22 protein-coding genes are annotated in these 24,852 nt (G+C 37.9%); 10 read left to right on the forward strand and 12 right to left on the reverse strand.

The genetic code is table 11. The features are described 5' to 3' along the window. Positions 1-28 precede the first annotated feature (28 nt). Entirely contained in the window at positions 29-1,384 is a 1,356-nt protein-coding gene (locus tag ASF86_RS02920) for an MFS transporter (RefSeq protein WP_056479290.1), read from the forward strand. A gap of 47 nt (positions 1,385-1,431) precedes the next feature. Here the strand turns inward: ASF86_RS02920 and ASF86_RS02925 are convergent, their stop codons facing one another. After that, positions 1,432-2,670, reverse strand: coding sequence for an SGNH/GDSL hydrolase family protein (locus ASF86_RS02925; protein WP_056479292.1), 1,239 nt, complete (start codon positions 2,668-2,670; stop codon positions 1,432-1,434). 110 nt (positions 2,671-2,780) lie between these two features. Between ASF86_RS02925 and ASF86_RS02930 the strand changes: the two genes are divergently transcribed. Beyond that, positions 2,781-3,686, forward strand: a complete 906-nt coding sequence (locus tag ASF86_RS02930; protein WP_056479295.1) for a LysR family transcriptional regulator — start codon at positions 2,781-2,783, stop codon at positions 3,684-3,686. Here the strand turns inward: ASF86_RS02930 and ASF86_RS19975 are convergent. Continuing rightward, entirely contained in the window at positions 3,679-3,981 is a 303-nt protein-coding gene (locus tag ASF86_RS19975; protein ID WP_005041466.1) for a hypothetical protein, read from the reverse strand. The two genes, ASF86_RS02930 and ASF86_RS19975, sit on opposite strands and share 8 nt — an antisense overlap. A gap of 1,313 nt (positions 3,982-5,294) precedes the next feature. Here ASF86_RS19975 and ASF86_RS02940 point away from each other — a divergent pair. Further along, entirely contained in the window at positions 5,295-5,723 is a 429-nt protein-coding gene (locus tag ASF86_RS02940) for a hypothetical protein (RefSeq protein WP_005041462.1), read from the forward strand. 94 nt (positions 5,724-5,817) lie between these two features. Here the strand turns inward: ASF86_RS02940 and ASF86_RS02945 are convergent, their stop codons facing one another. From ASF86_RS02945 to ASF86_RS02955, 3 genes are all read right to left on the reverse strand, one after another. After that, complete coding sequence (locus ASF86_RS02945; RefSeq protein ID WP_005041460.1) at positions 5,818-6,135, reverse strand: hypothetical protein; 318 nt, start codon at positions 6,133-6,135, stop codon at positions 5,818-5,820. Positions 6,136-6,249: 114 nt separating this feature from the next. After that, a complete protein-coding gene (locus ASF86_RS02950; protein WP_005047633.1) occupies positions 6,250-6,480 on the reverse strand; it encodes a hypothetical protein in 231 nt (76 codons plus the stop codon). 280 nt (positions 6,481-6,760) lie between these two features. Further along, a complete protein-coding gene (locus tag ASF86_RS02955) occupies positions 6,761-7,237 on the reverse strand; it encodes a CinA family protein (RefSeq protein ID WP_056479298.1) in 477 nt (158 codons plus the stop codon). A gap of 302 nt (positions 7,238-7,539) precedes the next feature. On the opposite strand from ASF86_RS02955, the gene ASF86_RS02960 reads away from it, so the two are divergent. Together ASF86_RS02960 and katE are read left to right on the forward strand one after the other, a co-directional pair. Then, complete coding sequence (locus ASF86_RS02960; RefSeq protein WP_056479301.1) at positions 7,540-8,952, forward strand: iron-containing redox enzyme family protein; 1,413 nt, start codon at positions 7,540-7,542, stop codon at positions 8,950-8,952. Between the two features lie 49 nt (positions 8,953-9,001). After that, positions 9,002-11,146: a catalase HPII gene (gene katE / locus ASF86_RS02965; RefSeq protein WP_081407529.1), complete on the forward strand. Its 2,145-nt coding sequence runs from the start codon at positions 9,002-9,004 to the stop codon at positions 11,144-11,146. Between the two features lie 60 nt (positions 11,147-11,206). On the opposite strand, the gene ASF86_RS02970 is transcribed toward katE, so the two are convergent. Together ASF86_RS02970 and ASF86_RS02975 are read right to left on the reverse strand one after the other, a co-directional pair. Further along, entirely contained in the window at positions 11,207-12,085 is an 879-nt protein-coding gene (locus ASF86_RS02970) for an SDR family oxidoreductase (RefSeq protein ID WP_017389382.1), read from the reverse strand. A gap of 145 nt (positions 12,086-12,230) precedes the next feature. Further along, complete coding sequence (locus ASF86_RS02975) at positions 12,231-12,629, reverse strand: DUF6367 family protein (protein ID WP_035364343.1); 399 nt, start codon at positions 12,627-12,629, stop codon at positions 12,231-12,233. 475 nt (positions 12,630-13,104) lie between these two features. On the opposite strand from ASF86_RS02975, the gene ASF86_RS02980 reads away from it, so the two are divergent. Continuing rightward, on the forward strand, positions 13,105-14,262 hold the full coding sequence (locus ASF86_RS02980) for a KGG domain-containing protein (RefSeq protein WP_056479307.1): 1,158 nt from the start codon (positions 13,105-13,107) through the stop codon (positions 14,260-14,262). Between the two features lie 59 nt (positions 14,263-14,321). Here the strand turns inward: ASF86_RS02980 and ASF86_RS02985 are convergent, their stop codons facing one another. After that, positions 14,322-14,555, reverse strand: a complete 234-nt coding sequence (locus ASF86_RS02985) for a hypothetical protein (protein WP_003651181.1) — start codon at positions 14,553-14,555, stop codon at positions 14,322-14,324. Between the two features lie 287 nt (positions 14,556-14,842). Between ASF86_RS02985 and ASF86_RS02990 the strand changes: the two genes are divergently transcribed. Beyond that, the gene (locus tag ASF86_RS02990; RefSeq protein ID WP_005041445.1) at positions 14,843-15,454 is read left to right on the forward strand and encodes a LexA family protein; all 612 of its coding nucleotides are present in this window, start codon (positions 14,843-14,845) and stop codon (positions 15,452-15,454) included. A 76-nt stretch (positions 15,455-15,530) separates the two neighbouring features. On the opposite strand, the gene ASF86_RS02995 is transcribed toward ASF86_RS02990, so the two are convergent. Beyond that, a complete protein-coding gene (locus ASF86_RS02995; RefSeq protein WP_005041443.1) occupies positions 15,531-16,142 on the reverse strand; it encodes a LysE family translocator in 612 nt (203 codons plus the stop codon). Between the two features lie 156 nt (positions 16,143-16,298). On the opposite strand from ASF86_RS02995, the gene ASF86_RS03000 reads away from it, so the two are divergent. Beyond that, positions 16,299-16,754: an Lrp/AsnC family transcriptional regulator gene (locus ASF86_RS03000; protein ID WP_000376211.1), complete on the forward strand. Its 456-nt coding sequence runs from the start codon at positions 16,299-16,301 to the stop codon at positions 16,752-16,754. Between the two features lie 58 nt (positions 16,755-16,812). Here the strand turns inward: ASF86_RS03000 and ASF86_RS03005 are convergent, their stop codons facing one another. Beyond that, complete coding sequence (locus ASF86_RS03005) at positions 16,813-18,429, reverse strand: purine-cytosine permease family protein (protein WP_004642440.1); 1,617 nt, start codon at positions 18,427-18,429, stop codon at positions 16,813-16,815. Between the two features lie 196 nt (positions 18,430-18,625). Between ASF86_RS03005 and ASF86_RS03010 the strand changes: the two genes are divergently transcribed. Both ASF86_RS03010 and ASF86_RS03015 read left to right on the forward strand, forming a co-directional pair. Continuing rightward, positions 18,626-22,090 carry an ATP-binding protein gene (locus tag ASF86_RS03010; RefSeq protein WP_056479310.1) on the forward strand — a complete coding sequence of 1,155 codons (3,465 nt, stop codon included), beginning with the start codon at positions 18,626-18,628 and terminating at the stop codon, positions 22,088-22,090. After that, the gene (locus ASF86_RS03015) at positions 22,087-23,046 is read left to right on the forward strand and encodes a response regulator transcription factor (protein ID WP_056479313.1); all 960 of its coding nucleotides are present in this window, start codon (positions 22,087-22,089) and stop codon (positions 23,044-23,046) included. Before ASF86_RS03010 ends, ASF86_RS03015 begins: the two co-directional genes overlap by 4 nt. Before the next feature lie 37 nt (positions 23,047-23,083). Here ASF86_RS03015 and ASF86_RS03020 read toward each other — a convergent pair whose 3' ends face one another. Next, entirely contained in the window at positions 23,084-24,154 is a 1,071-nt protein-coding gene (locus ASF86_RS03020; protein WP_056479316.1) for an alpha/beta hydrolase, read from the reverse strand. 45 nt (positions 24,155-24,199) lie between these two features. After that, positions 24,200-24,676, reverse strand: a complete 477-nt coding sequence (locus ASF86_RS03025; protein WP_056479319.1) for a cyclophilin-like fold protein — start codon at positions 24,674-24,676, stop codon at positions 24,200-24,202. Positions 24,677-24,852 lie beyond the last annotated feature (176 nt).

The following is a 24,852-nucleotide window of genomic DNA, read 5'->3' on the forward strand; positions in this document are numbered from 1 at the left end:
GAATTTATCTCACAGAGGAGGTGGGTAAATGACAACATCTAAATTAAATGTAAATGAAATTATTGATCAGGCCAAATTTAGACCTTATCACTGGAGTATTTTACTTTGGTGTTTATTAATTATTATCTTTGATGGGTATGATCTGGTTATTTATGGTGTAGTGCTGCCTTTGTTGATGCAAGAGTGGTCGTTGACAGCTGTACAGGCGGGAATGTTAGCAAGTACAGCACTATGCGGAATGATGTTTGGGGCAATGTTCTTTGGAACTTTGGCAGACAAAATAGGCCGTAAAAATGTGATTTTAATTTGTGTCGCTCTTTTTAGTGGTTTTACTTTTTTAGGTGCTTTTGCATCAAGTCCACTTGAGTTTGGGGTGCTTCGATTCTTAGCGGGATTAGGTATTGGTGGGGTAATGCCAAATTTAGTTGCACTCACATCAGAATATGCGCCTAAACGTATACGCAGCACCTTAGTAGGTACTATGTTTAGTGGCTATGCGATTGGGGGGATTCTTTCAGCATTAATTGGTAGTTATTTGGTTGAAAGTCAGGGTTGGCAAATCATGTTCCTGATTGCAGGTATCCCTTTATTTTTGTTGCCTGTTATATGGAAGTTTTTACCTGAGTCTTTAACCTTTTTGGTTAAAACTGGTAAAACTGAGCAAGCACAGCGCATTATTCAAAAAATTTCACCTGAACAAAACCTAACGATCAATACGCAGTTAGTGCTTAATGACGATAATGTTCCAACAGGCAGCTCTGTAAAGGGATTATTTCAACAAGGCCGCGCTTTCAATACACTCATGTTCTGGTTAGTGTTCTTTATGTGCTTACTTATGGTGTATGCCTTAAGCAGCTGGTTACCAAAACTCATGCTGGCAGCAGGATATTCACTCGGAAAGAGTATTTTATTCTTGTTTGCCCTAAATGTCGGCGCAATGATCGGTTCAATCGGTGGCGGCATTCTTTCTGATAAATTCCATTTAAAACCTGTAATTATGGGAATGCTGCTGGCGGGTGTTATGGCATTAGTCGGTTTAGGCTTTAACTCACCAGCCTATGTTTTATATGGTTTGGTGACTGTGGCAGGAGCCGCAACCATTGGTACCTCAATTCTCCTTTATAGCTACGTTGCTCAATATTATCCATTAAGTGTGCGTTCTACTGGAATTGGCTGTGCTTCTGGAGTTGGCCGAATTGGGGCAATTGTGGGACCAATCTTAACCGGCATGTTATTAGGCCTACAGTTACCACATAAAATGAATTTTGTGATGATCGCAATTCCTGCAATTCTTGCTTTTTTAGCAGTCATGATGCTTCGACGACCTGCAGTTGAAAAACAGCCGATTGCACCGAAACTTACCGCTGAATTAGAAGGTAGTTAATCGATATTGATACAGGTAGGAGAAAAATTCCTACCTGTACCTACATTTTATTTCTTCAGTAACTGGTTTAAATGAACCAGATTTGCCATTTGTTGATTACCGCGATCATTGGGATGTAAATGATCACCTGAGTCATAAATCGGGTTTAATCGTTCGGGATGTTTTGAATCTTTTAAGCCTTGATCAAGATCAAGAACCCCATCAAATGTTTGACTGGTTCTTATCCAATCATTAATTTTTTTACGTAATTGATCTTTGTTCGGTTGGTAGTAGTTATCTAAAGGGGTATTGGGTAAAGCACCCGAAAATGGAGGTAAGGTTGCCCCAATCACTTGAATGCCTTGTTTATGTGCTTCATCTACGACGCGTTTATAACCTTGAGTTAAGGCTTCAAAAGACGGTATTTCTTGTTTAGGAGCAAAAGCAGTACCCGGCCATGAAATATCATTAATGCCCACCAGAACAATTAACGTTTTCACCCCAGAATATTGAAATACTTCTTTTTTCAAGCGCTCTAAAGCACTGTCGCCCATACCGTCTGTAAGTAGTCGATTTCCTGAAATTCCGCTATTAATCACCGCTACTTGATGCGGTGATAAACGCTTAGCTAAAAAGTCGGTCCATCTCGTGTTTGCATCTAGAGTTGCAGTTGCTCCATCAGTAATTGAGTCTCCAATAACCGCAACAACATGGGCTTTATGTTTTGGTTTTACCTCTATCGCAGAGAGTAATAATCTTGCAGTGGTTGTTTTGGCATCGCTAGGAGCATTTAAATTTGCGGTCTGGTTACCCGTAATCAGCCAACTGGTTTGTTTCGCATCCCAATGAAAAGTTTTAAATGTTGTTGGTTTTTGAATAAAACTATTTACCATTAACTGTGCATGATCAGGAACAGAGAGATGAATTGGGTCACTAATCAATTGTTTACCCGGTAAAATTTGTGCTTTGAGCTTACCCGAGAAGTAAACAGGATAAGCACTCTTAGATTTAAGAGTTTTTGAATTAACTAAGCCTACGGTGGTTTTATCAATGTAAAGCGGCTGTTCGCCATATTGATTGGTGAAAACGAGTCGAACTGCTTCACCACCCAAACTAATTTGACTAAATTGTCTGATCGTTTGATTGGATATTTGTTCGGGAATATGGGTTGGGAAAACAAAATCCTTATTCCAAACCTTTTGTGGGCTGGCTGACCAACTGGTAATCCATTGGCTTTTTTGTACTTCTGCTTGCGTTACGGTAGACAATAAAACTAAAGAGAAAAGGGTAGATTTATAAAGTTTCATCTCATGAATCCTTAAAACGAATTAGAGTTATCTTGAAACAAATTAGTGGCTTGTTATAGCGGTCTAAGCGGAATAAGATTTGTGAATTAGATTCATAAATAGATTTCGTTATGTCATATTTTGATATTAATCGATCTGGCGAGTTGGCAATTTTTATTCGGGTGGTCGAATTAGGAAGTTTTTCAGCAGTAGCGAGAGCATGCGACATGACGCCGTCTGCTGTCAGTAAATTAATTGCTCGGCTCGAAAAACGACTAGGAGTCCGGTTACTAAATCGTTCAACACGCCAGTTTCAGCTCACAAGTGAAGGCTGTCAGTTCTATGAGCAAGGTCTTCAAATACTCAGTGAGCTAGATGAACTGGAACAATCTGTTACTGCAAATCACACACCTAAAGGCCGAATCAGAATACATACCAGTCTTTCATATTGGACCCATTTTTTGTTGCCGTGTATTTCTTTATTTAATCAGCGCTATCCACAAATTGAATTAGAGGCTCATTTAAGTGATGAAGTCATTAATTTAGTTGAGCAAAGAATTGATGTCGCAATTCGGACAGGACCTTTAAAAAGCTCAAATTTGGTGGCTCGCTCATTGGGGAATACTCATAAACATTATGTATGTTCACCTAGATATATTACACAGTGTGGTTGTCCACAGCATCCAGATGAACTCTATGAACATCAGCTTTTAGATGTCAGCTATCAGCGCCAGAATAAGACATGGCTATTTAAAAAAGAGAATCAAGAAATCACGCTTGTACCTACTCAGGTTTTAAGAGTAAATCATGGGGAAGCGATTTTGCAGTTAGCACTTGCCGATGCAGGCATTGCACAACTCAATGAATTTCAAGTTCGAAAAGCGCTAGAACAAAAGCAGTTAATTAAAATTCTTGAAGACTGGAATATTAATGCTTCTGAAGAATTTCATGCTGTCTGGATCGGGCATGATAAATACGTTCCTAAACGTGTAAGAGTCTTTCTAGATTTCTTGGTGGAACATGCAAATATCAGTTAATTGGGTCTTTTCTTGCACTTAACTGACACTGGTGAATTGTTTCATTCATTGTTTCCACAAAGTTCATGTTCGCATCAATATTTTGTAAGCTTACTTTTTCTAGATCTTCTACAAATTGTGGCGAATAATGTTCTTCTAAAGCGTTATAAATACAATTGCATTGTGAGAGCGCATGGCCTGACCACACACAATGTGTATTGAATTCGTTTTTACTGATAGGTCTGCACCCTAATAAACTTATAGAAATTATTAATAGAGTGCACACTAAAACAATACGATATGAAAAAAACATCATTATTGCTCTTCGTTGGTTGTTGTTATCGTTAAGTTATGCTTATAGATGCGCTCATCTTTAACTGGCGTTAAATGTTGAGATCTTTTCCCTAAAAAGATAAAAGTAGGGATAGGTAAAAAGATGGGAGGAGTTCTTTAAACGTGTTTTAAGCTGAACAATAAGATAATGAAGAGTAATAAAAATAAAATGATATAAAATAATAGTCATTAGAGACTCCTTGATAAAAGAAGTTGTGCCCAATCACTGCTATTAATTATGGTGGTGAAACGAAAGAGGGTTAGCAGACTGATACCTAAGAAACCAGCACACCCGAAGGTGTCCCACTCCCGTTCCTCCGTCAAAGGCACGAGGGGCTCCACACCAAAAAACTTGTTTTTAGTGCACTTAGGTAGACGATCTGCTAAAACCGACTGACAAAATAGGTCAGCCGGAGCATCATAAGCTGAGCATTAAAGCGGGTCAATTGCAAAAATAAAAGATTGGTTTATATAAACAAATATTAATATTTTTAAATTTTCATTAATAAAATAACAAGTTATTTAGAATTTAAACAATTGAATAATTATTAAAGCTAATTGCTACAATTGAGTTTTAATGTTTATATATCAAAGATTTATTAATTGTTTATTTATATATTGTTTGCAATCATTGGCTTAATAAGACATAAACTCAGAAAGGATGAGCAATTTTACTTTTATGAGTATGGCAATCTTAAATAATTAGCTTATGCCAAAATTTAATTAAAATATCAATTGCAAGAATGGTATTTTTTAATCATTTGTTTAATTTTGATTTTACAAAAGCTTGCATAACCTACAAAAGTTAAGAGAACCACTGCGGTAGGCCAACATAAGATAATGTTATTCATAAGCCTACATCTTAAAATTTATAAGGGTGACCTCAATGTTAAGAATTTTTTGTGCAGTTAGCATGGTTGTTACAATCGCAATAGGTATGAGCGCTTGCCAAGATCGAGATTCAAGGGATGATGGAACTCATGGTGCTAATGATCCAACTACTCCTCACCAAATTGATAAAAATTCATAAGTATTTTTTCTAAGAAAGCTCACTTTTAGGTGAGTTTTCTTATCGTTATTTTCTATAAAATATGTAACATAATAAAAAAGATAATTATATGAAAATATAAAATTAATCAGTAAATTAGTAGGTTATTGTCTTTCTATAAATTTGTTGTTACTGAATTGTTTCTAGGGTGAGTTATAGTTTCAAAAAATTAATAAAATACACACAATAAATTACTTATATTCATCCAAAATTCATTATAGCGATGACAATTTTATAAAGGTAAGGATATGCCCCAGTATTTAAGAATAGCTGAGAAAATATATCAAAATGTTAAAGAAAAAAAAGGCTTTACAGATGAGCCTATGGAAGATCTTAACAATTTGATGATTGAACTCAGACATGAAATCAAGGGGACAAATCTGAAGCTTTTATACAATTATATTGATTTTGCTGAATTACTGATTAAACCTTTGCAGGAATCTAAAATTAAATTGGATTTAAGTATTATTCCTAAAAGTAAAAATACTCAAGAATTTGTATTATGGCTTGCAGGTTTTATTGAGCGAATTACCACGGGTGGACAAGAAAAATTACCACCAATCCGAGCTAAGGTTGCTTTACCTACCTATGCTTACGACGAAACCTTGCCTTCTTCAGCAACTCCTGTAAATAACGGAGAAGAAATTATTGAATATTTTAAGAAAAATGAAAGTTAAATAGGGGCGTATAAAAAGAGCTTATTTCCGAGGGCCAATAGGAAATAAGCTCATATTTTTTAAATTAATAAATAGAAGATATTACATACAAATACTATCTATCGTTCCATGCATCTTTAATTGCCTGTTTAGCATGTTCCCATTTTAAGCGGGATTCAGCTTTCAGCTCTTCCCATTTTTGTTGAAGGCTACCTTCGACATCTTCAAATTGAGCACCTTCTTCAGATTCGGTACGGGCACGATGACCTAATTCATAGGCTGTCGAGAAATCTCGATCATAATCTAGATCTGGAGTAGTAAGCTGAGCTTCTTGATAATAAGGACGAGTAACGTAACTTTCGCGCCAATAAGTATCAGAATAGTTATGGTCGCCAGCTGGCAGTCGTGCGTGATCGCTATTTTGATCTGTCATCAGTTTTTCCTCATCTATTATTAAATTTTATGCTTATGTTGAATTTAGGAAGGTGAAGGCACCTTCCTAAATAAAATGAAGACCGCATCAAATGACAATTAAATCGGCAATGAATTAACGTTGCTGATTATTGTTATTTGAGTTTTGTTGACTAGGATCTTTTTGATTAGAGCCTTGTTGTTGGCGGCGGTTGTCATTTTGCTGTTGTTGCTGATTGTTTTGTTGCTGTTGATCTTTTTGCTGTTGGTTGCCATTTGGCTGTTGCTGGTTATTACGGTTGTCATTTTGCTGCTGTTGTTGCTGCTGATTATTAGGTTGATTGCTTTGATTATTAGTAGTGCTCATCTTTAATTACCTCATATCATTTATGATGTGTGTTTTATCTGAGAGCTTCAGATAGGTTTATTTAAACATGAAAATTTTAAATGTGAAGTCTAAGGGTGTTACCCTATATTTAACTGTAACTTTAGAAACTAATTAAAACCTTGATTTTTATATAATGAAAATTTTATCGATAAACATAATTAATATGAAGATGGATAAAATTACATTTAAGTACATTGGTGTTAACGAAACACTATGATCATTTCTAAATATGTATTTGTTATTTTTTATTAGTGAGATTCTATTTTTTATTATCTAATATTATGAATTCTATATCTTGAGTAATGTAATAAACAAGTTGTCTTAGCTTAATGTAGGGGAGGCCTTTAAATATACGGCGGAAATTATAAAAATTATTTTTATAATAAATAGAATAAAAGAAAGTACCTACCGGTTTTTCTTTTGTTTCTGATCCACCTTTTTTTAATAATCCCGTGCAAGCAACATAAAGATCTGCCTTTATAAGGTCTTTACCTTTTTTGATCATCTCTACAGTGACTTGCATGGATTCAGGTGTATATTTTTCAATAAGTTCCGAAGAAATATGAAGGGTATTTTCTTTAACCCGTAAGTCATAGCTGACTAAGCTTCCAATAAGTATGTCGCCGGAATACGGGCTTAAAGAAAAGCGGTAAGCTAAATAACCCGCAGAAGCACTCTCAAAAAATGCAATTTTAACTTTTTCTTGTGCTAATAATTTACAGCATGAATTAAACATTTTTTTCTCCTTTCAATTGTTTTTAAATTAGTTATAAAATTATTTTTAATTACTTTATGTTAATTTTTTAATCTTTATAATTTTAAAGGTAACTTAATGTAATAAAAATTTAAAATTTATATATTTTTTATAGAAACAGGGAGTTAAATTATTCTAAAGATGAGAATGTAATTTTGTGTGAGAAGTTATGTTTTTGAATTTTAAAGATTTGTGGGAAAACAATTATTTTTAATAACGCAATATAACAAAGCGATACTTTGATTAAAGTATGGTAATTTATATCTCACAAAAGGAGAATGGAAATGCCTGTTGTAGTGAAAGAAAGATTATTAGACCTATTGCAAGATAATCAACAGAACTATTACGAATTATTTGTTTTTTTCCTTGATCCTGATATTTCTAGTTTTGAAAAAGAAAAGAAAGCAAGAGATTTTCTAACTAAAGAAATAGATAAAATAGATCAAAATGAAATTGATTTCCCTTCAAATATAAATATGGTTAAAGCATGGTGTGAGAACAATAATAAAGAAAATTGTGAGGTATTTCAGTCTTATTTAAACCGCAGACAAAGCGGAGGTGAGAGAGAGTACTTTAATAATGTCGGTCAGGCGTTTGAATTTTTAATTAAAGTTTCTCCAACCAAAAAAGTAGATGGTGCATGGCTATATAGTTGTGTTCACTATTGGAATGACCCAGTTTTCCACGATCTTATTATTACCTATTTGGAAGAGCTTGGGTTAGGTGAGCCTAAGGCAAATCATGTATGTATTTATGATGACTTGCTACGTAGTTTGGGACTCGATAGCTTTGAGCTGCTTTTAGCAGATGAATATTACCATAATGCTGTGATTCAGTTGGCGCTTGGTTATGCTCCACCTGAGTTTATTCCAGAGATTGTGGGCTTTAATTTAGGCTATGAGCAACTCCCACTTCATTTACTTATTAGCAATTATGAGCTTGCAGAGCTTGGCATCGATTCTAAGTACTTCAATCTGCACATTACCATTGATAACATTGATAATGGACATGCAAATAAAGCGATTAAAGTTATAGAAAATATTTATGATAAATATAGAGATAAAGAACTTTTTCTGAGTAAATTAAAACGTGGTTTTGCGCTAAACAATCATGGCGTAGGCTCTTCTAGCATTATAAAAAATTTAAATCTTGAAGATTTTGTTCTTAAAATTTTAAAGAGAAAGGCATTGGTTGGGCAGTTAATTCATAACGAAACCAGAGATTTCGGGTGCAAAACGATTAATCAATGGTTATCTAACCCAGATGATGTTGAGGGGCTGCTATCTCATTTAATTGAAAATAAGTGGATTAAATTTAATGCTGACCCTGAACAGAGTGTTTTCTGGAGATTAATTAATGATGAGAATGGAAAAATGTATGGGGTATTTAACCCTGTAGAGCGTCAGATCATTCATGACTGGATTGCGGGCAATGATCATTCTTCTAATTTCTTGGCATATAGCAGAGCATTAAATACTAGCCAGCGTATTCAAGATTATTTATTTAGCTATATCTCTGATGGCGAGCTTGATGCATTACAAGAGCGTGTGCAGAAATCACATGATCTTGCCATAAAAATATGCAAGCTGACTCCGTTTCTGGGGCCAGATTCACATCATAAAAGTATTGGGCTTTGGAGCACACGTAAATATGTTGAACTCCTTTTCCCATATTTAAATTCTTTTAACAAAAACTAGTTCTTTAATTTTTCTACTTCACCCAAAGTTTAACTTTAAAACATAGGTAATAAACATGACTGATAACGTTAAATTAACAAATAAAACAAGTGAAATGGCTGGTGCTGATGAGGCAAACAAAGCCAATACCACTCAAAAAACTGAACAGTTAGATACAGTAAGAGATGATGCTACAAATCAGGCTTTAACCACAAATCAGGGGGTTAAAATTGCTGATAACCAAAATAGTCTAAAAGCAGGAACGCGCGGATCAACGTTATTAGAAGATTTTATCTTACGAGAAAAGATTACCCATTTTGACCATGAACGAATTCCAGAGCGTATTGTGCATGCTCGTGGCGTAGGAGCTCATGGTTATTTTCAGGCTTATGAAGGTAATGAGCGTCTAACGAAAGCGGGTTTTTTGACGGATCCATCTATTCAAACTCCAATTTTTGTACGTTTCTCGACTGTACAAGGGCCACGTGGTTCAGCCGACACCGTTCGTGATATTCGTGGATTTGCTATTAAATTTTATACGCAAGAAGGCAACTTCGATTTGGTCGGCAATAATGCTCCGGTTTTCTTTGTACAAGATGGTATTAAGTTCCCTGATTTTGTACATGCGGTAAAACCTGAACCAGATACTGAAATGCCTACTGGAGCGAGTGCGCATGATACATTTTGGGACTTTGTGTCTTTAGTACCAGAGTCCGCGCATGCCGTGATTTGGGCCATGTCTGATCGGGCTATTCCTCGTAATTTACGTTCAATTCAAGGCTTTGGTGTGCATACCTTCCGTTTAATTAATGCTGAAGGTAAGGCTCATTTTGTTAAGTTTCACTGGACCCCTAAACAAGGCTTAAGCGCTCTGGTTTGGGATGAGGCACAAAAACTTGCAGGTAAAGATCCTGATTTTCATCGTCGAGATCTTTACGAAGCCATTGAGAAAGGCGTGTATCCTGAATGGGAATTAGGGGTGCAAATTGTTGCAGAAGAAGATGAAATGAAGTTCGATTTCGACTTACTTGACCCAACAAAAATTATTCCTGAAGAATTAGTTCCTGTCACACCTATTGGCCGTTTTGTTTTAAATCGAAATGTTGATAATTTCTTTGCTGAAACAGAGCAGGTTGCTTTCTGTCCGGGGCATATTGTACCGGGTATTGATTTTACAAATGATCCCTTATTACAGGCACGACTATTTTCATATACGGATACACAGTTAAGTCGTTTAGGCGGACCGAATTTCCATCAAATACCAATTAATAAACCTGTATGCCCATTCCATAACAATCAACGCGATGGTATTCATCAGCATACTATTCATAAAGGGCAAGCTTCTTATCAACCAAATTCAATTGATGGGAACTGGCCGGTTGAAACACCTCCAGCGGCAGAAAATGGTGGATTTGAAAGTTACTATGAAAGAGTGAGTGGTCAAAAGATTCGTGAAAGAAGTGAATCTTTTTCCGATCATTTTTCTCAGCCTCGTCTTTACTACAAGAGCCTTGCACCTCATGAGCAAAAACATGTGGTCGATGCGTATACCTTTGAGCTCAGTAAGGTAAAAAGAAAATATATTCGAGAACGTCAGGTTCAACAAATTTTGGCGAATATCGACCTCGATTTAGCACGTCAAGTGGGAGCCAATCTAGGTATAGAAGTACCTGATCTTAGCCTCGATTTTAAACCTCAATCTGTTGAAAAATCGGCTAAGTTATCCATGCTCGCTTTCCCGCCAGCCGATATTCAAGGCCGAAAAATAGCCGTACTCATCCATAATCTGGTGAAGTCTGATGCATTAGAAACCATTAAAAACTGGGCAATTAAGGAAGGGGCTGTTGTTCATTTATTAGCACCGAGCTTAGCACCAGTTAAAGATCATCAAGACAAAATTATTGCAGCTGATGGCATGCAAATGGCAGAACCATCAATTGCTTATGATGCAGTCATCATTCCTGATGGCGATAATTTAAATGCGGTGATACAAGATGGTGTAACTCGTCATTACATATTAGAAGCCTATAAACATTTAAAACCTGTCGTCTTTTTAGGTAATAAATCTGACCTACTTGAACCACTTAATTTGGTTGCAGATGAAGGAACACTAATAGAAGGTGAATTTAAGCATATTTCAGAGAAACTTAAAAACTTGCTTAAAGCTCATCGCGTTTGGTCGCGAGAGAAAATAGCTCAGCACGTTCCGGCTTAAAGTAAAAGCCCTGAAGGTTGTTAACTTTCAGGGCTTTTTTATGCAAATATTTTCTATCTTTTAACCATTTACAATTTGACCGCCATTTACATGAATAACCTGACCTGTAATGTAGCTTGCATCATCTGAAGCAAGGAAAAGATAGGCAGGGGCGACTTCACTTGGTTGACCCATTCTTCCCATCGGTGTGTCTTTACCAAACTTCTCGACAGTTTCAGCATCAAAACTACTTGGAATTAAAGGTGTCCAGATTGGACCCGGTGCTACACCATTTACGCGAATACCTTTTTTCTGTTTCATTAAATTGTTTGATAGGCTACGTGTAAAAGAAGTAATCGCGCCTTTAGTACTTGCATAATCAATGAGTTCATCATGCCCTTGATAGCTAGTAATACTGGTTGTATTAATAATGCTATCTCCCTCTTGCATATAAGGAATAGCTTCTTTTGTTAAGTAAAACATTGCAAAAATATTGGTTTTAAATGTTTTTTCTAATTGTTCATTGCTAATGTCTACAATATCTTTTTGCTGATATTGAACACCTGCATTATTGACCAAAATATTAATCTTGCCAAAATGCTTTAAAACTTCATCAATTTCTTGTTTTGCAATATCTGGATCTGAAATATCGCCTTTCAGTAAAAGACAACGTTGGCCTTCTTTTTCAATAAGTTCTTTAGTGATTTGGGCATCTTGTTCTTCTTCAAGATAAAGTATGGCAATATCCGCACCTTCTCGAGCAAATAATACAGCCACGGACCGACCAATACCGCTATCACCACCGCTGATTACGGCAACTTTACCTTGTAACTTATCGCTACCTTTATGCGATGCTTTTATGACTTCTGGTTCTGGATGCATTTTTTCCTGATCACCAGGTTGATGAGATTGGACTTGTGCAGGGGCGGATGTTGGATATTGATTTGTTGAATTTTCCATGTTTCAAATACCTCTGTTTAAAATCTAGTTTTACTATTCCTATAATGCTTAATTCCTACGTGAATATGAGTAAGTTGTCTTTTTTAAAAGGTTGCCTTTGTTATTTTATATATAGAGATGTAAAAAAATATTTATTATCTAAATATTAGGTAATCTCTAATATTTTAACCTTGTTTTTATCAACCATACTTTCAATAATAGATCTATGACCTGTATCATTTAACCAGTTCTCTATAGGTAAATTTTTAGATAAATCTAATATTTTCTTTATAATTATTTTTGCTGATTCTATCGCTTCTAAATTTTTATTTTCTTTATTTAAGTAGTTGTCTCTCATTAATTTTTCTTCTTCTTTAATCTTTTTTGATTTAATTACATATACATCTCTTTGAAAGGGATGGCTTGCGTAAGGCGGTTCTATTCTATAACTCCATTCCTGATCAAAGCTCTGCCATGTGTTATCAATATTAATATGGCCTAGTAGAATTTCAGGAATTGAAATATGAATGTATTGGGGAGTTGGCTTTTGATTTTTGAATGGCATGATTTCTTCTCATCATCAAATATCTTAAATTAATTTTTAAACATGAAATATTATTGTACAAGTAAATATTTTTTTGAAATGTAATAATATATGTTATTGTTTTTTATTAAAATTAAATGTTTTGCAACTGTTTCTTTAATTAACCCATTGTTTTGGTTTTTTACGATTTTGTTTATATTGAAAGTTTTTGTTATCTAGAGGGATATATAACATATATTTGTAAAAATATATTGTAGTGTTTGTTTGAGTAATAATAAGTATGCTGAGTATTTAAAAAGTAAAAATAATAAAAATTAAAATCTTTAAATTTTTGTGTAAGTAATAAATTTATAAGGTTTTTAACTCTTTTATTTTATATACATTTAAAAAGATTGATACATAGCATAGATAGGAAAATATTATAGATCTTTTATCTTTATTTAGTCCGTTAAATAAAAGCGGTAGTGATTATAATTAAATATAGGAAGATGTAACTATGGCTAATACAAGATATGAAGATCAAGATAATAACAGCACAGGTACTTCAAATCGTGGATTTGCAAGTATGGATCCTGAAAGAGTTAGAGAAATAGCCAGTAAAGGTGGACGAGCTGCGCATGCAAGCGGTAATGCGCATGAATTTACGTCTGAAGAAGCTCGTGAAGCTGGCCGAGCAGCACATGCAAGTGGAAATGCTCACGAATTTACCTCTGAAGAGGCTCGTGAAGCTGGTGCCTTAAGTCATAAAAATAGTGACCGTAACGGTCGAAGCCGCAGTCGTGATGATGAAGACGATGACGATGATCGCGGCCGTTCAAGTGGTCGAGGTCGTAGCCGCAGCCGTGATGATGACGATGATGATGATCGTGGCCGTTCAAGTGGCCGAGGTCGCAGCCGTGATGATGACGACGATGACGATGATGATCGCGGCTGTTCAAGTGGTCGAGGTCGAGGCCGCAACCGTGATGATGACGACGATGATGATCGTGGTCGCTCAGGTGGCCGAGGTCGTAGCCGCAGCCGTGATGACGATGATGATGACGATGATCGCGGCCGTTCAAGTGGTCGAGGCCGAGGTCGTAGCCGTGATGACGACGACGATGATGACGATCGTGGCCGCTCAGGTGGCCGAGGTCGTGGTCGTAGCCGTGACGACGATGATGATGACGATCGCGGTGGCCGCTCAGGTGGTCGAGGTCGTGGTCGCAGCCGTGATGATGACGACGATGATGATCGCGGAGGCCGCTCAGGTGGCCGAGGACGTGGTCGTAGCCGTGACGATGATGACGATCGCGGTGGCCGCTCAGGTGGCCGAGGTCGAGGCCGCAGYCGTGATGACGATGATGATGACGATCGCGGCCGTACAAGTGGTCGAGGACGTGGCCGCAGCCGTGATGACGATGATGATGACGATCGCGGTGGCCGTTTAAGTGGCCGAGGCCGCAGCCGTGACGACGATGATGATGACGATCGTGGCCGTTCAAGTGGTCGAGGCAGAGGTCGCAGTCGTGATGACGATGATGATGACGATCGCGGAGGCCGCTCAGGCGGACGAGGTCGAGGTCGCAGCCGTGATGACGACGATGATTATGATGGCCGTGGACAAAATTCACGAAATCAGAAACGCGATGCCTCTGGACGGTTTACGTCTTAAGCATAGTGCTTTAAAAACAAAGGAGGCTTTTGCCTCCTTTGTTTTTTAATTTATTTACTTTACTGTGGGAGTGGTTGTAGCCCTTTTACAATATCAAGATATTCAGAGCCATTTAACCAAAAAGATTTTTTTAAAAATAGGGTGGTCATAATACTTTCTGCTGCTTCACTTTCCGGATTTTCACAGAAAATTCCATAGCTTTCGCCTAATACCGCATCATTTTCAATGAGGCGGATATAGTAAGCATGTTGCTCATTTGCATAACCTAAAACTGCATCACGTTGATTTTTCATTTCGCATGTCTCCATACCAAAAAACTGAATTTAACCAGAATGTTAAATGTTCAGAATCTCATTTGATAAAAATCATAAAACAGTCAGTAATCAGGACTATCCCATAATAGGTTTTGATTTTCTTCAAATTGCCATTTTGATTTAAACATCCCTGTTAAAAGCAAAATGGATTAAAATCTGATCATGGGATTTATTGTTATGCAAAAAAAATATTTCGTCAACTTGAAAATGTAACTTTTTCAAGTTACATTGTCTGTGTAGGATTTGAACGGTGAAATGGAGGCGAGATGTCAAAGAAAAATGAGTTTGAGCATGGCGGTGCCCGTGAAAATGCCGGTCGTAAAGCACAGTTCAATGAACCCACAAAAGTGATTCGTGTTCCTGAGTCTCAAGTAAACTTTATCAAAAATTGGTTACTGAATAATGTCAAAACCGACAACCGGACAGATTTTAGCTCAAAATTGAAGGTTCAACAGGTCCATGCAAATAACGATAAAATTTACCATATTCCTTTAGCTACTGAACGTGTTGCTGCGGGTTTTCCTTCGCCAGCGCAAGATGATATTGAGCAAGCACTCGATTTAAATGAATATTTAATTCGAAATGAAAATGCCACCTTTATTGTCAAAGCCAATTCTTTATCAATGTTAGACGCTGGAATTGATATTGACGATCCGCTTATTGTGGACCGTAGTCTTCCTGCTAAATCTGGTGATATTGTAATTGCGCTCATTGACAATGATTTCACTGTTAAGCGCTTAATGATTGATAATAATTACCACCCACCTAAAATTTGGCTAAAAGCAGAAAACTCCGATTATCAGAATATTTATATTGAAGAAGGGCAAGAACTGGTCATTTGGGGAGTCGTGACTTATAACCTCAAACGAATGAGATAAGGCGTTGCTTTCATATTTTATGGTTTTAGTTACTGATCCGAGATAGGGACCAGTAACTCTAAGCTAAGTAATATTTTTAAATTTGCCCAATCAATAAACATGTAGCGATAATTACCATAAGACCACCTGAAAACCGTCCTACTAAGCGTGCTGCCTGTGGTCTGCTTTTTAGAATAGCTTGTGAACCGTAACCTACCATTAAGTAAATAATCGCGCAGCTAATCATGTGGACAACACCAAAAGCAACAATTTGCGTAGTCACCGTCCATGATGCAGTGGTGTCAATAAATTGAGGGAGCAAGGCTAAAAAGAGTAGAAAAACTTTCGGGTTTAAGCCACTCACATAAACGCCTTTTGTTGCCCAGCTCAACCATGATTGAGCTTTTTCAGACTCAGACTGATTTGGAGTAGGAGGGGTAAGTAATAAATTTATTCCCATCCATAACAAATAAGCAGAACCTGCAATTGTTAGGATCATGAGTGCAGTTGGATTATTTGCTACAAGCAGACCAACACCAGCCGCGACCAAAAGAATCGTAATAAAGTGCCCCAATAGCATACCTGCAACGGCAGGTACGACGACTTTGCCTTTAATTCCTGCCGAGATGGCATACGCCCAGTCTGCCCCTGGAGTAATAATAAAAAGAATGGAGACACTCCAAAATGCAATAAAAATGTTAAAAGCCATATGCTTATCTCGGCAAACTATTTTCCAAAGGTTTCGCTCGTGGTTTAGAAAAAATTCCTATTCATTCGAACTTGTTGAAAATAATATGCTCATGTATTTAGAATGTGCTTTTAAATGTTTGCTCATATCACACTCATTTGGGGTAAATTTTTCTAAATGGATCGCACAGATAAAAAGATTCTTGCTGAATTGCAGTTAAATGGCCGATTATCTATTACTGAATTGGCAGAAAAAGTAGGCTTAAGCATTTCACCATGTCATCGACGAGTGAAGGCTTTAGAGGAGTCAGGAGCCATCAAAGGCTATCGGGCAGAACTCGACCCAAACTTAGTGGGATTTGAGTTTTCAGCGATTGTTTTTATTACGCTTAAAGAAGGTGATAAGCAGGCAGTTGAGAAGTTTGAAAATGCCGTGATTGATATTCCGCAAATCATTCAGGCCCAGCGCTTATTTGGTGAGCCAGATTATTTGCTGCATGTGGTAGCAAAAGATTTACCCGCTTTTCAACGGCTATATGATGAAAAATTATCGGCTATTCCGAGTGTGCAACGGCTTATCTCAACCATTGTGATGAAAGATGTTGTGCCTGAACGTTTATTTCCGATTGGCTAAAATCTTTAGGGATAAAAAAAGAAGCTTTAAAAAGCTTCTTTTTTAGTCTTAAGGATATTTAGGTATCTAGTGTTTTACACAAAGAGCAGATCGTACCGTTATGTTTATGAGAGAACATAATATCTGGACGCTCGTAACCTTCTTCACATACACGGCAGTGGTAAACTGTTGCAACTGGTGTACCTTCAGCGTCAAAACGTGGTTCTTTAATGCCGTCATCATGTGACTTGATGTAGTATTTTCCTTTGGTTAATAAGCCCATGATTGGTGTTAATACGAAAGCAAGTACAAGCGCGATAAGCGGTGAGTAAGGAGCCAAGAAGCTACCAAGTAATCCGAAGAATGCGGCAATCGATAGTCCTGCTGATACAAGGAACGCAACCATACCGACAGGGTTTACGTTGTAGAGCATGTCGCGACGATATTCTGGTTCTTTTGGTGAAAGCTTTAAAACATATTTGTTGATTGAAATGTCTGTTGCAACGACCACAACCCATGCAATCGCAAAGTTTGAATAGAACCCTAAGATTTTACCCAGTACCGCAAACATGTTGCCTTCCATTAAAGCAAGTGCAATTGCCAAGTTCACCATCACAAAGACAATACGACCCGGATAATGTTTGCTAATACGAGTGTAGGCACTTGTCCAAGCAAGGGAACCAGAGTAAGCATTGGTCACGTTAATTTTAATTTGAGAAATGACCACCAAAATAACCGCAAGTGTTAGAGCAGCCCAACCCGGAAGCATGTCATGAAACGCTGCATTAAATTGTTGAACAGGTTCAGTACTGTTTACACCCGGTAATTTTGTTAATAAGTAGAAACCTAAAAATGCTCCAATAATTTGTTTGATTGCCCCTAAAATTACCCAACCTGGACCTGCTGAAATTACGGCTGCCCACCATGCTTTGCTATTTTCTTTTGTTTTAGCGGGCATGAAGCGCAAGTAGTCAATTTGCTCACCAATTTGCATAATCAAAGATAGGCATATACCAGCACCCAACATGATGGCAGCCATATCTACAGTCGCAAAACCTTCTTTACCTGTAAAAGTAGCAAACTGGCTGACTAAGGTTGGTTCTTGGTAAATAAGATAGGCCACAGGACCAATCATGAGAATGAGCCAAAGGGGAGTTGTCCATACTTGTAATTTACTTAAGGCTTTCATGCCGTAAATCACCAGCGGAATCACCATAACGGTCGAGATGAGGTAGCCTGCCCAAAGCGGAATACCTAAACCGAGTAATAAGCCTTGCGCCATGATTGAACCTTCAAGGGCAAAGAAAATAAATGTGAAACTGGCGAAAATGATACTGGTGAGGACTGAGCCGATATAACCGAAACCTGCACCGCGGGTAATCAAGTCGAGGTCGATGTTATAACGTGCTGCGTAGTAGGCAAGAGGAATACCAGTTAAGAAGATAATAATTGCTGCAAATAAAATGGAGAAAACCGCATTGGTTGTTCCATAAGACATACCAATACTGGCGCCAATAGAAAAGTCAGCAAGATAGGCAATACCACCAAGTGCAGTAATAGCAACAACTTTTGGGCTCCAGCGCCGAAAGCTATGTGGAGCATAACGTAAAGTATAATCTTCTAAGGTTTCATTCACTGCTTTTTGTGAATCTGTACCTTGCACAGTGTCCAGATTTGGATGTTCAGATACACTCATAACATCAATCTCCCAATCATTTTCGGTCAATCAACACAAATATTGATCATTGTTTTTTGATGAATTTGAGTGTGTGATTTTTGATGAAAATTGGAAATACGTTATTTTGCGTATATGTGCGTATTCGAGAAAATCGCGATGATAAATGACTTTTGGCATAAGGATTGCTGGGTTTAATACCAGCCACATGCCAAACATGAGTGTTATGCCAGATTCTTCACGCCCCCAACAAGCACCACAACGTGTGATCAAAACGCGCCGTGAATATAATATTTGGGTGGCAGATGAAAGTATCGAAGATTATGCGCTCCGTTATGCGCCCACATCAGTACGTAAATGGTCGCCTTGGACCGTTACCAATACCGCAATTTCGACCGTTAGCTTCTTGGCTATGGAAGCCATCGGGGCGACCATGCTTTGGCAGTATGGCTTTAGCAACGCGCTGTGGGCGGCAATAGTCGTATGTACCATCATATTTTTAACCAGTTGGCCGATTAGTTACTACGCTGCAAAATATAATGTAGATGTCGATCTGCTCACCCGTGGTGCAGGTTTTGGCTATATTGGCTCGACCATTACTTCTCTGATTTATGCCAGTTTTACCTTTATTTTGCTTGCGTTTGAAGCCGCAATTATGGCGATGGCACTTGAGCTTGCCCTTGGCATTCCACAAGTTGTTGGTTACTTAATTTCTGCATTGGTGATTTTGCCTTTAGTGGTCAAAGGTATTGGTTTTATTAATAAAGTTCAGGCAATCACTCAGCCAATCTGGCTCTTGTTGCTGTTGTTACCGTGGTTTTTTGTACTTTGGAAACAGCCACAAATTTTAAGTAGTAGTCTGCATTTTGTTGGTGCGGTTTCAAACTCGACCGATTTTAATCTGTATTACTTTGGTGCGGCGTGCACCCTTATTTTTTCATTTGTGATCCAAATTGGTGAGCAAGCTGACTATTTACGCTTTTTACCACAACAGGAAAAAAATAGAACTGCATGGCGTTTTGCTGTTTTTTTAGGTGGTCCATCTTGGATTATTTTTGGTTTTCTCAAAGTTTTGATGGGCATGCTGCTGATGGTTTTAGCCTTTCAGCTGTTAATTCCTGTCTCTGAACTAGACAATCCGACTTATCTGTATTGGGTTGCCTATCAACAATTTATTCCAAATCCTCAGATTGCTTTAATCCTGACTTTAGCACTGGTTTGCTTGGCACAGATTAAAATTAATATGACCAATGCCTACGCTGGTTCATTGGCATGGTCAAACTTTTTTGCCCGTTTAACTCATAGTCATCCAGGACGAATTGTCTGGCTTCTTTTTAACGTTTTCATTGCCATTGTTTTGATGGAAATGGGTATTAGCCATGCGGTCGAGCGCATTTTGGGGCTATATAGCAATGTCGCTTTGGCATGGATTGGTGCTGTTGTTGCCGATTTAATTATTTGTAAACCTTTGGGTTTAAGTCCGAAGGGAATTGAATTTCGCCGTGCTTATTTATATGACATCAACCCTGTAGGTGTGGGTGCCTTACTGATTGCTTCAGTTTTATCGATGCTTAGCTATTTGGGCTTTTTCGGATTAATGGCGAAAGGCTTGGCAAGTTTTATTGCGCTGGGAAGTGCGATGTTATGTGTTCCTATCATTGCTTACTTAACCAAAGGCAAATATTACATCGCACGCCAGCCTGAAAAAATTCAGGCGACGTCAGTTGCGAATTGTGTGGTTTGTGAACGGGACTATGAACTGGCTGATATGGCAGGTTGCCCAGCCTATAACGGTACGATTTGTTCTTTATGCTGTTCACTTGAAGCACGCTGCCACGATTTATGTAAACCCGATGCACGTTGGTCGGTACAGCTCAAAAAAGCCATCTGGCATTATTTACCAGAACGTTGGGCTAGTCGTTTAAATAGCAGGGTCAGTTTATATTTATTACTGACTTTAGGACTGTCTATTGTTTTGGCAGTGAGTTTAAGTCTGGTTTATATCCAAGAAAAAGCATATCTGGAAACGATTAATGCTGAAGGAGTTCCTCAGCTATTTACGCTATTTGTCAAAATTTACACCATCTTATTTTTATTAATGAGCGTTGCGGCATGGTGGTTAGTGCTAAACGATGAAAGCCGCCGTAATGCTGAAATTGAGACACATCAACAAACAGCTTTATTGATTGATGAAATTGCTGCGCATGAAGTTACTTCGAAAGACCTGCAAGATGCAAGAATTTCAGCAGAACGGGCAAATGACGCAAAAAGTCGTTATGTCATTGGAATTAGCCACGAACTACGAACACCTCTAAATAGTATTTTGGGCTATAGCCAATTGCTTCAAAAACAAGAGCAACTTTCGGAACAGGGCAAAATGGCGCTCGGGGTGATTAGCCGTAGTGGGCAGCATCTGACTTCACTCATTGACGGGTTACTGGATTTAGCACGAATTGAGACAGGCAAAATTTCTTTAAATGTGGTGGATGTTCATTTCCCAAATTTTATAGAACAAATTATTCAAATGTTTCAGCCACAGTTTGAACAGAAGAATTTACAGTTTATTTATGAAATTGGAGAGAACCTACCGCACTACGTCCGTACTGACAAAAAACGCTTAGAGCAAGTGCTCATCAATTTGCTGGGTAATGCTTTAAAATTTACGACGAGCGGCACAATTACTTTGAAAGTCGAATATCGTTTCCAAACGGCTTATTTTGAAATTAGAGATACGGGCTGTGGCATTGCCGAAGCAGATTTAGAGCGAATCTTTAACCCGTTTGAGCGTGGTAGTAATGTGGTTCAGGGTGGCTTTACTGGAACAGGGCTCGGACTACCGATTGTAAAATTATTGGTCGATTTACTTGGTGGGCAGCTATCTGTGAGTAGCCAACTCAATCAAGGTTCACAGTTTAAAATTAAGTTTTATTTGCCTTCAAAAGAGGTGGTTCATCCAATTTCTAATGTTTATTCCAACCAGATTACAGGCTATCAAGGCGAGCGAAAACGAATTTTGATTGTCGATAATGAAGCTGTAGATCGAGGTTTAGTTGCTAATTTTCTAAAACCTTTGGGTTTCATTATTGAAGAAGCCGAGTCGGGCATTGATTGTTTAAGACGTGTTCCTATTTTTCAGCCTAACCTGATTTTAATGGATTTGAATATGCCCTTGATGGGCGGGTGGGAAACTGCGCGGTTATTGCGCCAGAATAATATTACCAATGTGCCCATCTTAATTATTTCGGCCAATGCAGGCGAACGTGAAGTCAATCCACAAGATGCGGTGTTAAGTGAAGACTTTATGCTAAAACCAATCGATCTCAATTTGTTGCTCAGTAAAATTGGAGACAAGTTAGGGCTAGTGTGGATTGATTCCAAATCAGCTTCATTAGAAGAAAATAATGTGGTTCAAGCACTTCATGTAAAGACGTATAAGCAAGAAAAAGTCACTGTTTATACACCAACAAGACAACCAGAAAACAATGGCCCACAAGATTTAACTCAAGCTTTGCAGCAGTTAAATGATTTGATTGGACAAGGCTATATTCGAGGCATTCAACATGCTTTAACGCATTGTCGTCAAGATTTTCCGGAGCATGACGAGTTATGGGAACCGCTTGAACAGGCTATTCAAAAGTTTGATTTAAAACACGCGCAACGATTAATTCAGGATAAGCAATGAGTACGCAACATGTTTCTTTTCAGCAGGCTTCAACAACTGAGCAGGCTGTTATTCTGATTGTGGATGATGTGCCGGAAAATCTGGGCTTGTTACATGAAAGTCTGGATCAGGCAGGGTATCGTGTGCTTGTTACGACAGATGGATTAAGCGCAATTGAAATTGCACATCGGTGCTTACCAGATATGATTTTGCTCGATGGCAATATGCCACATATGGACGGCTTTGAAAGTTGTATACAGCTTAAAGCAAGTCCAATTACTCAGTTTATTCCCGTCATTTTTATGACAGGCTTATCCGAAACAGAGCATATTGTGCGTGGTTTTCAGGTCGGTGGGGTAGACTATGTAACAAAGCCACTGAATATTGAAGAAGTATTAGCAAGAGTAAAAACGCATTTGGCGCATGCCAAACTATTGCAGCAACAAAAACAGGTCATTGACGCAACTGAAACTGCCATTCTTGCTCTAGATGTTCAAGGTAAAATTGTTTGGAAAACCCAAAAAGCCAGCGATTTATTGAATCAATATTTGCCGGAAATAGAAGGCTTTGAGGCAGGTTTAAAAGCTTGGTTTTCAGACTTGGAACATGAAAAAGACCCAAAAAAATTAACCAGCTGTTCTTATTCAACGCCATCTCAGCAATTACAGCTTTTACTATTAACGCCGTGGCAATCTGAACCAAGTGTGGCGAAAAATTATCTTATACAGATTAAGACTTCTACTCCTGCATTAGACGTCGCTGATATCTTAAAATATTGCCCACAGTTGACTCAGCGTGAAGCAGAAGTCATGCACTGGTTATTGTTAGGTAAAACTAATAAAGATATTGCGGAAATTTTGGAGTTGAGCCCGCGGACGGTGAACAAACATTTAGAACATGTTTTTGAAAAGCTTTGTGTTGAAAATCGAACTGCTGCCGTGGCACATATTAATAGTCTGGTACAAGAGTTTCATTAAATAAATAGAGGCCCGTGTTGAGCCTCTATCATGCCTCTTATTTCAAGTTTTGTTTAAAGAAACTGACCAATTTATCAAATGGAATGAGATCGACACGATCGTATAAATCAACATGTCCCGCACCTTTAACATAGTAAAGTTCTTTAGGTTGGCCTGCGAGTTTATAAGCTTCTTCACTAAACTCTTTTGAATGAGCCTGATCACCTGTAATAAACAGCATTGGGCGTGGTGAGATGGTTTCGATATCGTTAAATGGATAGAAGTTTAAAAATTTGACATTACTTGTCAGTGTTGGATGCGTTGTAAGGTCTTTTGATGAACTTTTCGGCGTATATTCTCCGCGTGGGGTACGATAAAAGTCATAAAATTCACGTTGGATCGGATGTGTATCTGCCGTTAACTCATGCGTAGTCCCGCTAGTATATTTGGTTTCACCACCTTTAAATTCAACATAACGTTGTTCAGCGGCTTCAGCAATAATTTGCTTTCTTTGCTCTAGGGTTTGTGAGTGACGTAAGCCATTGCGGTTTGCTGCGCCCATATCATACATGCTGACAGTTGCTATCGCTTTCATACGCGGATCAATTTTTGCTGCACTAATGACAAAACTTCCACTTCCGCAAATGCCGAGTACCCCAATACGTTCACGGTTAATAAAAGATTGTGTTCCTAAATAATCTACAGCCGCACTAAATGCTTCTGCGTAAATGTCAGGTGCAACTACATTTCTTGGTTGACCCGCGCTTTCACCCCAAAATGATTGATCAATTGCTAATGTTACAAAACCTTGTTCAGCCAGTTTCTGTGCATAAAGCATAGAACTTTGTTCTTTCACGGCTCCCATTGGGTGACCAATTACAATAGCGGGGGCTTTTAGTTTTTTATTTAAGTTCTTGGGGATAACCAGATTACCGACTATATCCATGTTGTATTGATTTTTAAAAGTCACTTTTTGAATAGTCACTTGCTGACTTTGATAAAAATTATTCGCACCATTAGACATATCGGCCGCCATAGCTGAAGTTGAAGAAAATAATCCAATAGTTGCTGCACAAATTGCAGCCGCCGTATGGGTTTTAAGCTTTTTAAAGAAGGGAGATGTAGTCATGGATACCTCAATTTAAATAATTTGAATGGGTGAATTTGCTCATGCTTATTTCATTTGGGAAATTGAAATTTTGATGGGTTGTTTTTGCTTGAACTCTTGGGGAATAGCCTCAAGTTTCCCAAGCAAAATAAGACCATTTGCGTACCCAACAGTTGAGTCTTTATAGAAAAAAGCCAGATTACCCCAAGGGGCGTAATAGGTAAGATCACCAGCTTTTCCTGCATAGCCATTGGGTGCATTCTGTGTAGTTAGCTTGGTGGGTAGGTCGGCTATTTTTTCAGTAGAGTCATAATCTTTAAGGGTTAATGTCAACGGAAGCTGCTTGGCAAAATCTTGAATAGTCGGTGTCATGGGTAATGTTGCAAATAGTGGTTGCTTTGATCCCTCAATATCAATACGGATTTTCATCATCGATAACCTTTGTTGATTGTTGCCCGTAGGCCTTGTGGCATAAGAGATAGATATGGCTGAAAACGAGAAAAAGATGCTGAGTAAAGCGAGAAAAAACTTCTGATTAGCCATATCGAAGAACCTCATGTCTTTAAGAGAGCGCACTTAAATGCAGAGAAGTTATTCAATTTCTAGCGTAAAGGTATGAGCTGAATTTATTAATTTTTGATAATAATAAAATCAGGTACTTTTTATGCTTGAGATCATCTAAATCTTGATGCTCACTGCTTGATATAGAGTTTAATGAA

Origin of the sequence: Acinetobacter sp. Leaf130 (genome assembly GCF_001423205.1) — a bacterium.
In the GTDB taxonomy this organism is placed as follows: domain Bacteria; phylum Pseudomonadota; class Gammaproteobacteria; order Pseudomonadales; family Moraxellaceae; genus Acinetobacter; species Acinetobacter calcoaceticus.

Coding starts and splice junctions, on each gene's coding strand:
- ASF86_RS02995 (WP_005041443.1), bottom strand. CDS start 16,142: ATGGCTTTTAACATTTTTATTGCATTTTGGAGTGTCTCCATTCTTTTT.
- ASF86_RS02945 (WP_005041460.1), bottom strand. CDS start 6,135: ATGACAGATCAAAATAGCGATCACGCACGACTGCCAGCTGGCGACCAT.
- ASF86_RS03015 (WP_056479313.1), top strand. CDS start 22,087: ATGAGTACGCAACATGTTTCTTTTCAGCAGGCTTCAACAACTGAGCAG.
- ASF86_RS02940 (WP_005041462.1), top strand. CDS start 5,295: ATGCCCCAGTATTTAAGAATAGCTGAGAAAATATATCAAAATGTTAAA.
- ASF86_RS19975 (WP_005041466.1), bottom strand. CDS start 3,981: ATGATGTTTTTTTCATATCGTATTGTTTTAGTGTGCACTCTATTAATA.
- ASF86_RS02970 (WP_017389382.1), bottom strand. CDS start 12,085: ATGGAAAATTCAACAAATCAATATCCAACATCCGCCCCTGCACAAGTC.
- ASF86_RS03010 (WP_056479310.1), top strand. CDS start 18,626: ATGAGTGTTATGCCAGATTCTTCACGCCCCCAACAAGCACCACAACGT.
- ASF86_RS03025 (WP_056479319.1), bottom strand. CDS start 24,676: ATGGCTAATCAGAAGTTTTTTCTCGCTTTACTCAGCATCTTTTTCTCG.
- ASF86_RS02920 (WP_056479290.1), top strand. CDS start 29: ATGACAACATCTAAATTAAATGTAAATGAAATTATTGATCAGGCCAAA.
- ASF86_RS02925 (WP_056479292.1), bottom strand. CDS start 2,670: ATGAAACTTTATAAATCTACCCTTTTCTCTTTAGTTTTATTGTCTACC.
- ASF86_RS03000 (WP_000376211.1), top strand. CDS start 16,299: ATGGATCGCACAGATAAAAAGATTCTTGCTGAATTGCAGTTAAATGGC.
- ASF86_RS02930 (WP_056479295.1), top strand. CDS start 2,781: ATGTCATATTTTGATATTAATCGATCTGGCGAGTTGGCAATTTTTATT.
- ASF86_RS03020 (WP_056479316.1), bottom strand. CDS start 24,154: ATGACTACATCTCCCTTCTTTAAAAAGCTTAAAACCCATACGGCGGCT.
- ASF86_RS02985 (WP_003651181.1), bottom strand. CDS start 14,555: ATGAAAAATCAACGTGATGCAGTTTTAGGTTATGCAAATGAGCAACAT.
- ASF86_RS02960 (WP_056479301.1), top strand. CDS start 7,540: ATGCCTGTTGTAGTGAAAGAAAGATTATTAGACCTATTGCAAGATAAT.
- ASF86_RS02955 (WP_056479298.1), bottom strand. CDS start 7,237: ATGTTTAATTCATGCTGTAAATTATTAGCACAAGAAAAAGTTAAAATT.
- ASF86_RS02990 (WP_005041445.1), top strand. CDS start 14,843: ATGTCAAAGAAAAATGAGTTTGAGCATGGCGGTGCCCGTGAAAATGCC.
- ASF86_RS02950 (WP_005047633.1), bottom strand. CDS start 6,480: ATGAGCACTACTAATAATCAAAGCAATCAACCTAATAATCAGCAGCAA.
- ASF86_RS03005 (WP_004642440.1), bottom strand. CDS start 18,429: ATGAGTGTATCTGAACATCCAAATCTGGACACTGTGCAAGGTACAGAT.
- ASF86_RS02975 (WP_035364343.1), bottom strand. CDS start 12,629: ATGCCATTCAAAAATCAAAAGCCAACTCCCCAATACATTCATATTTCA.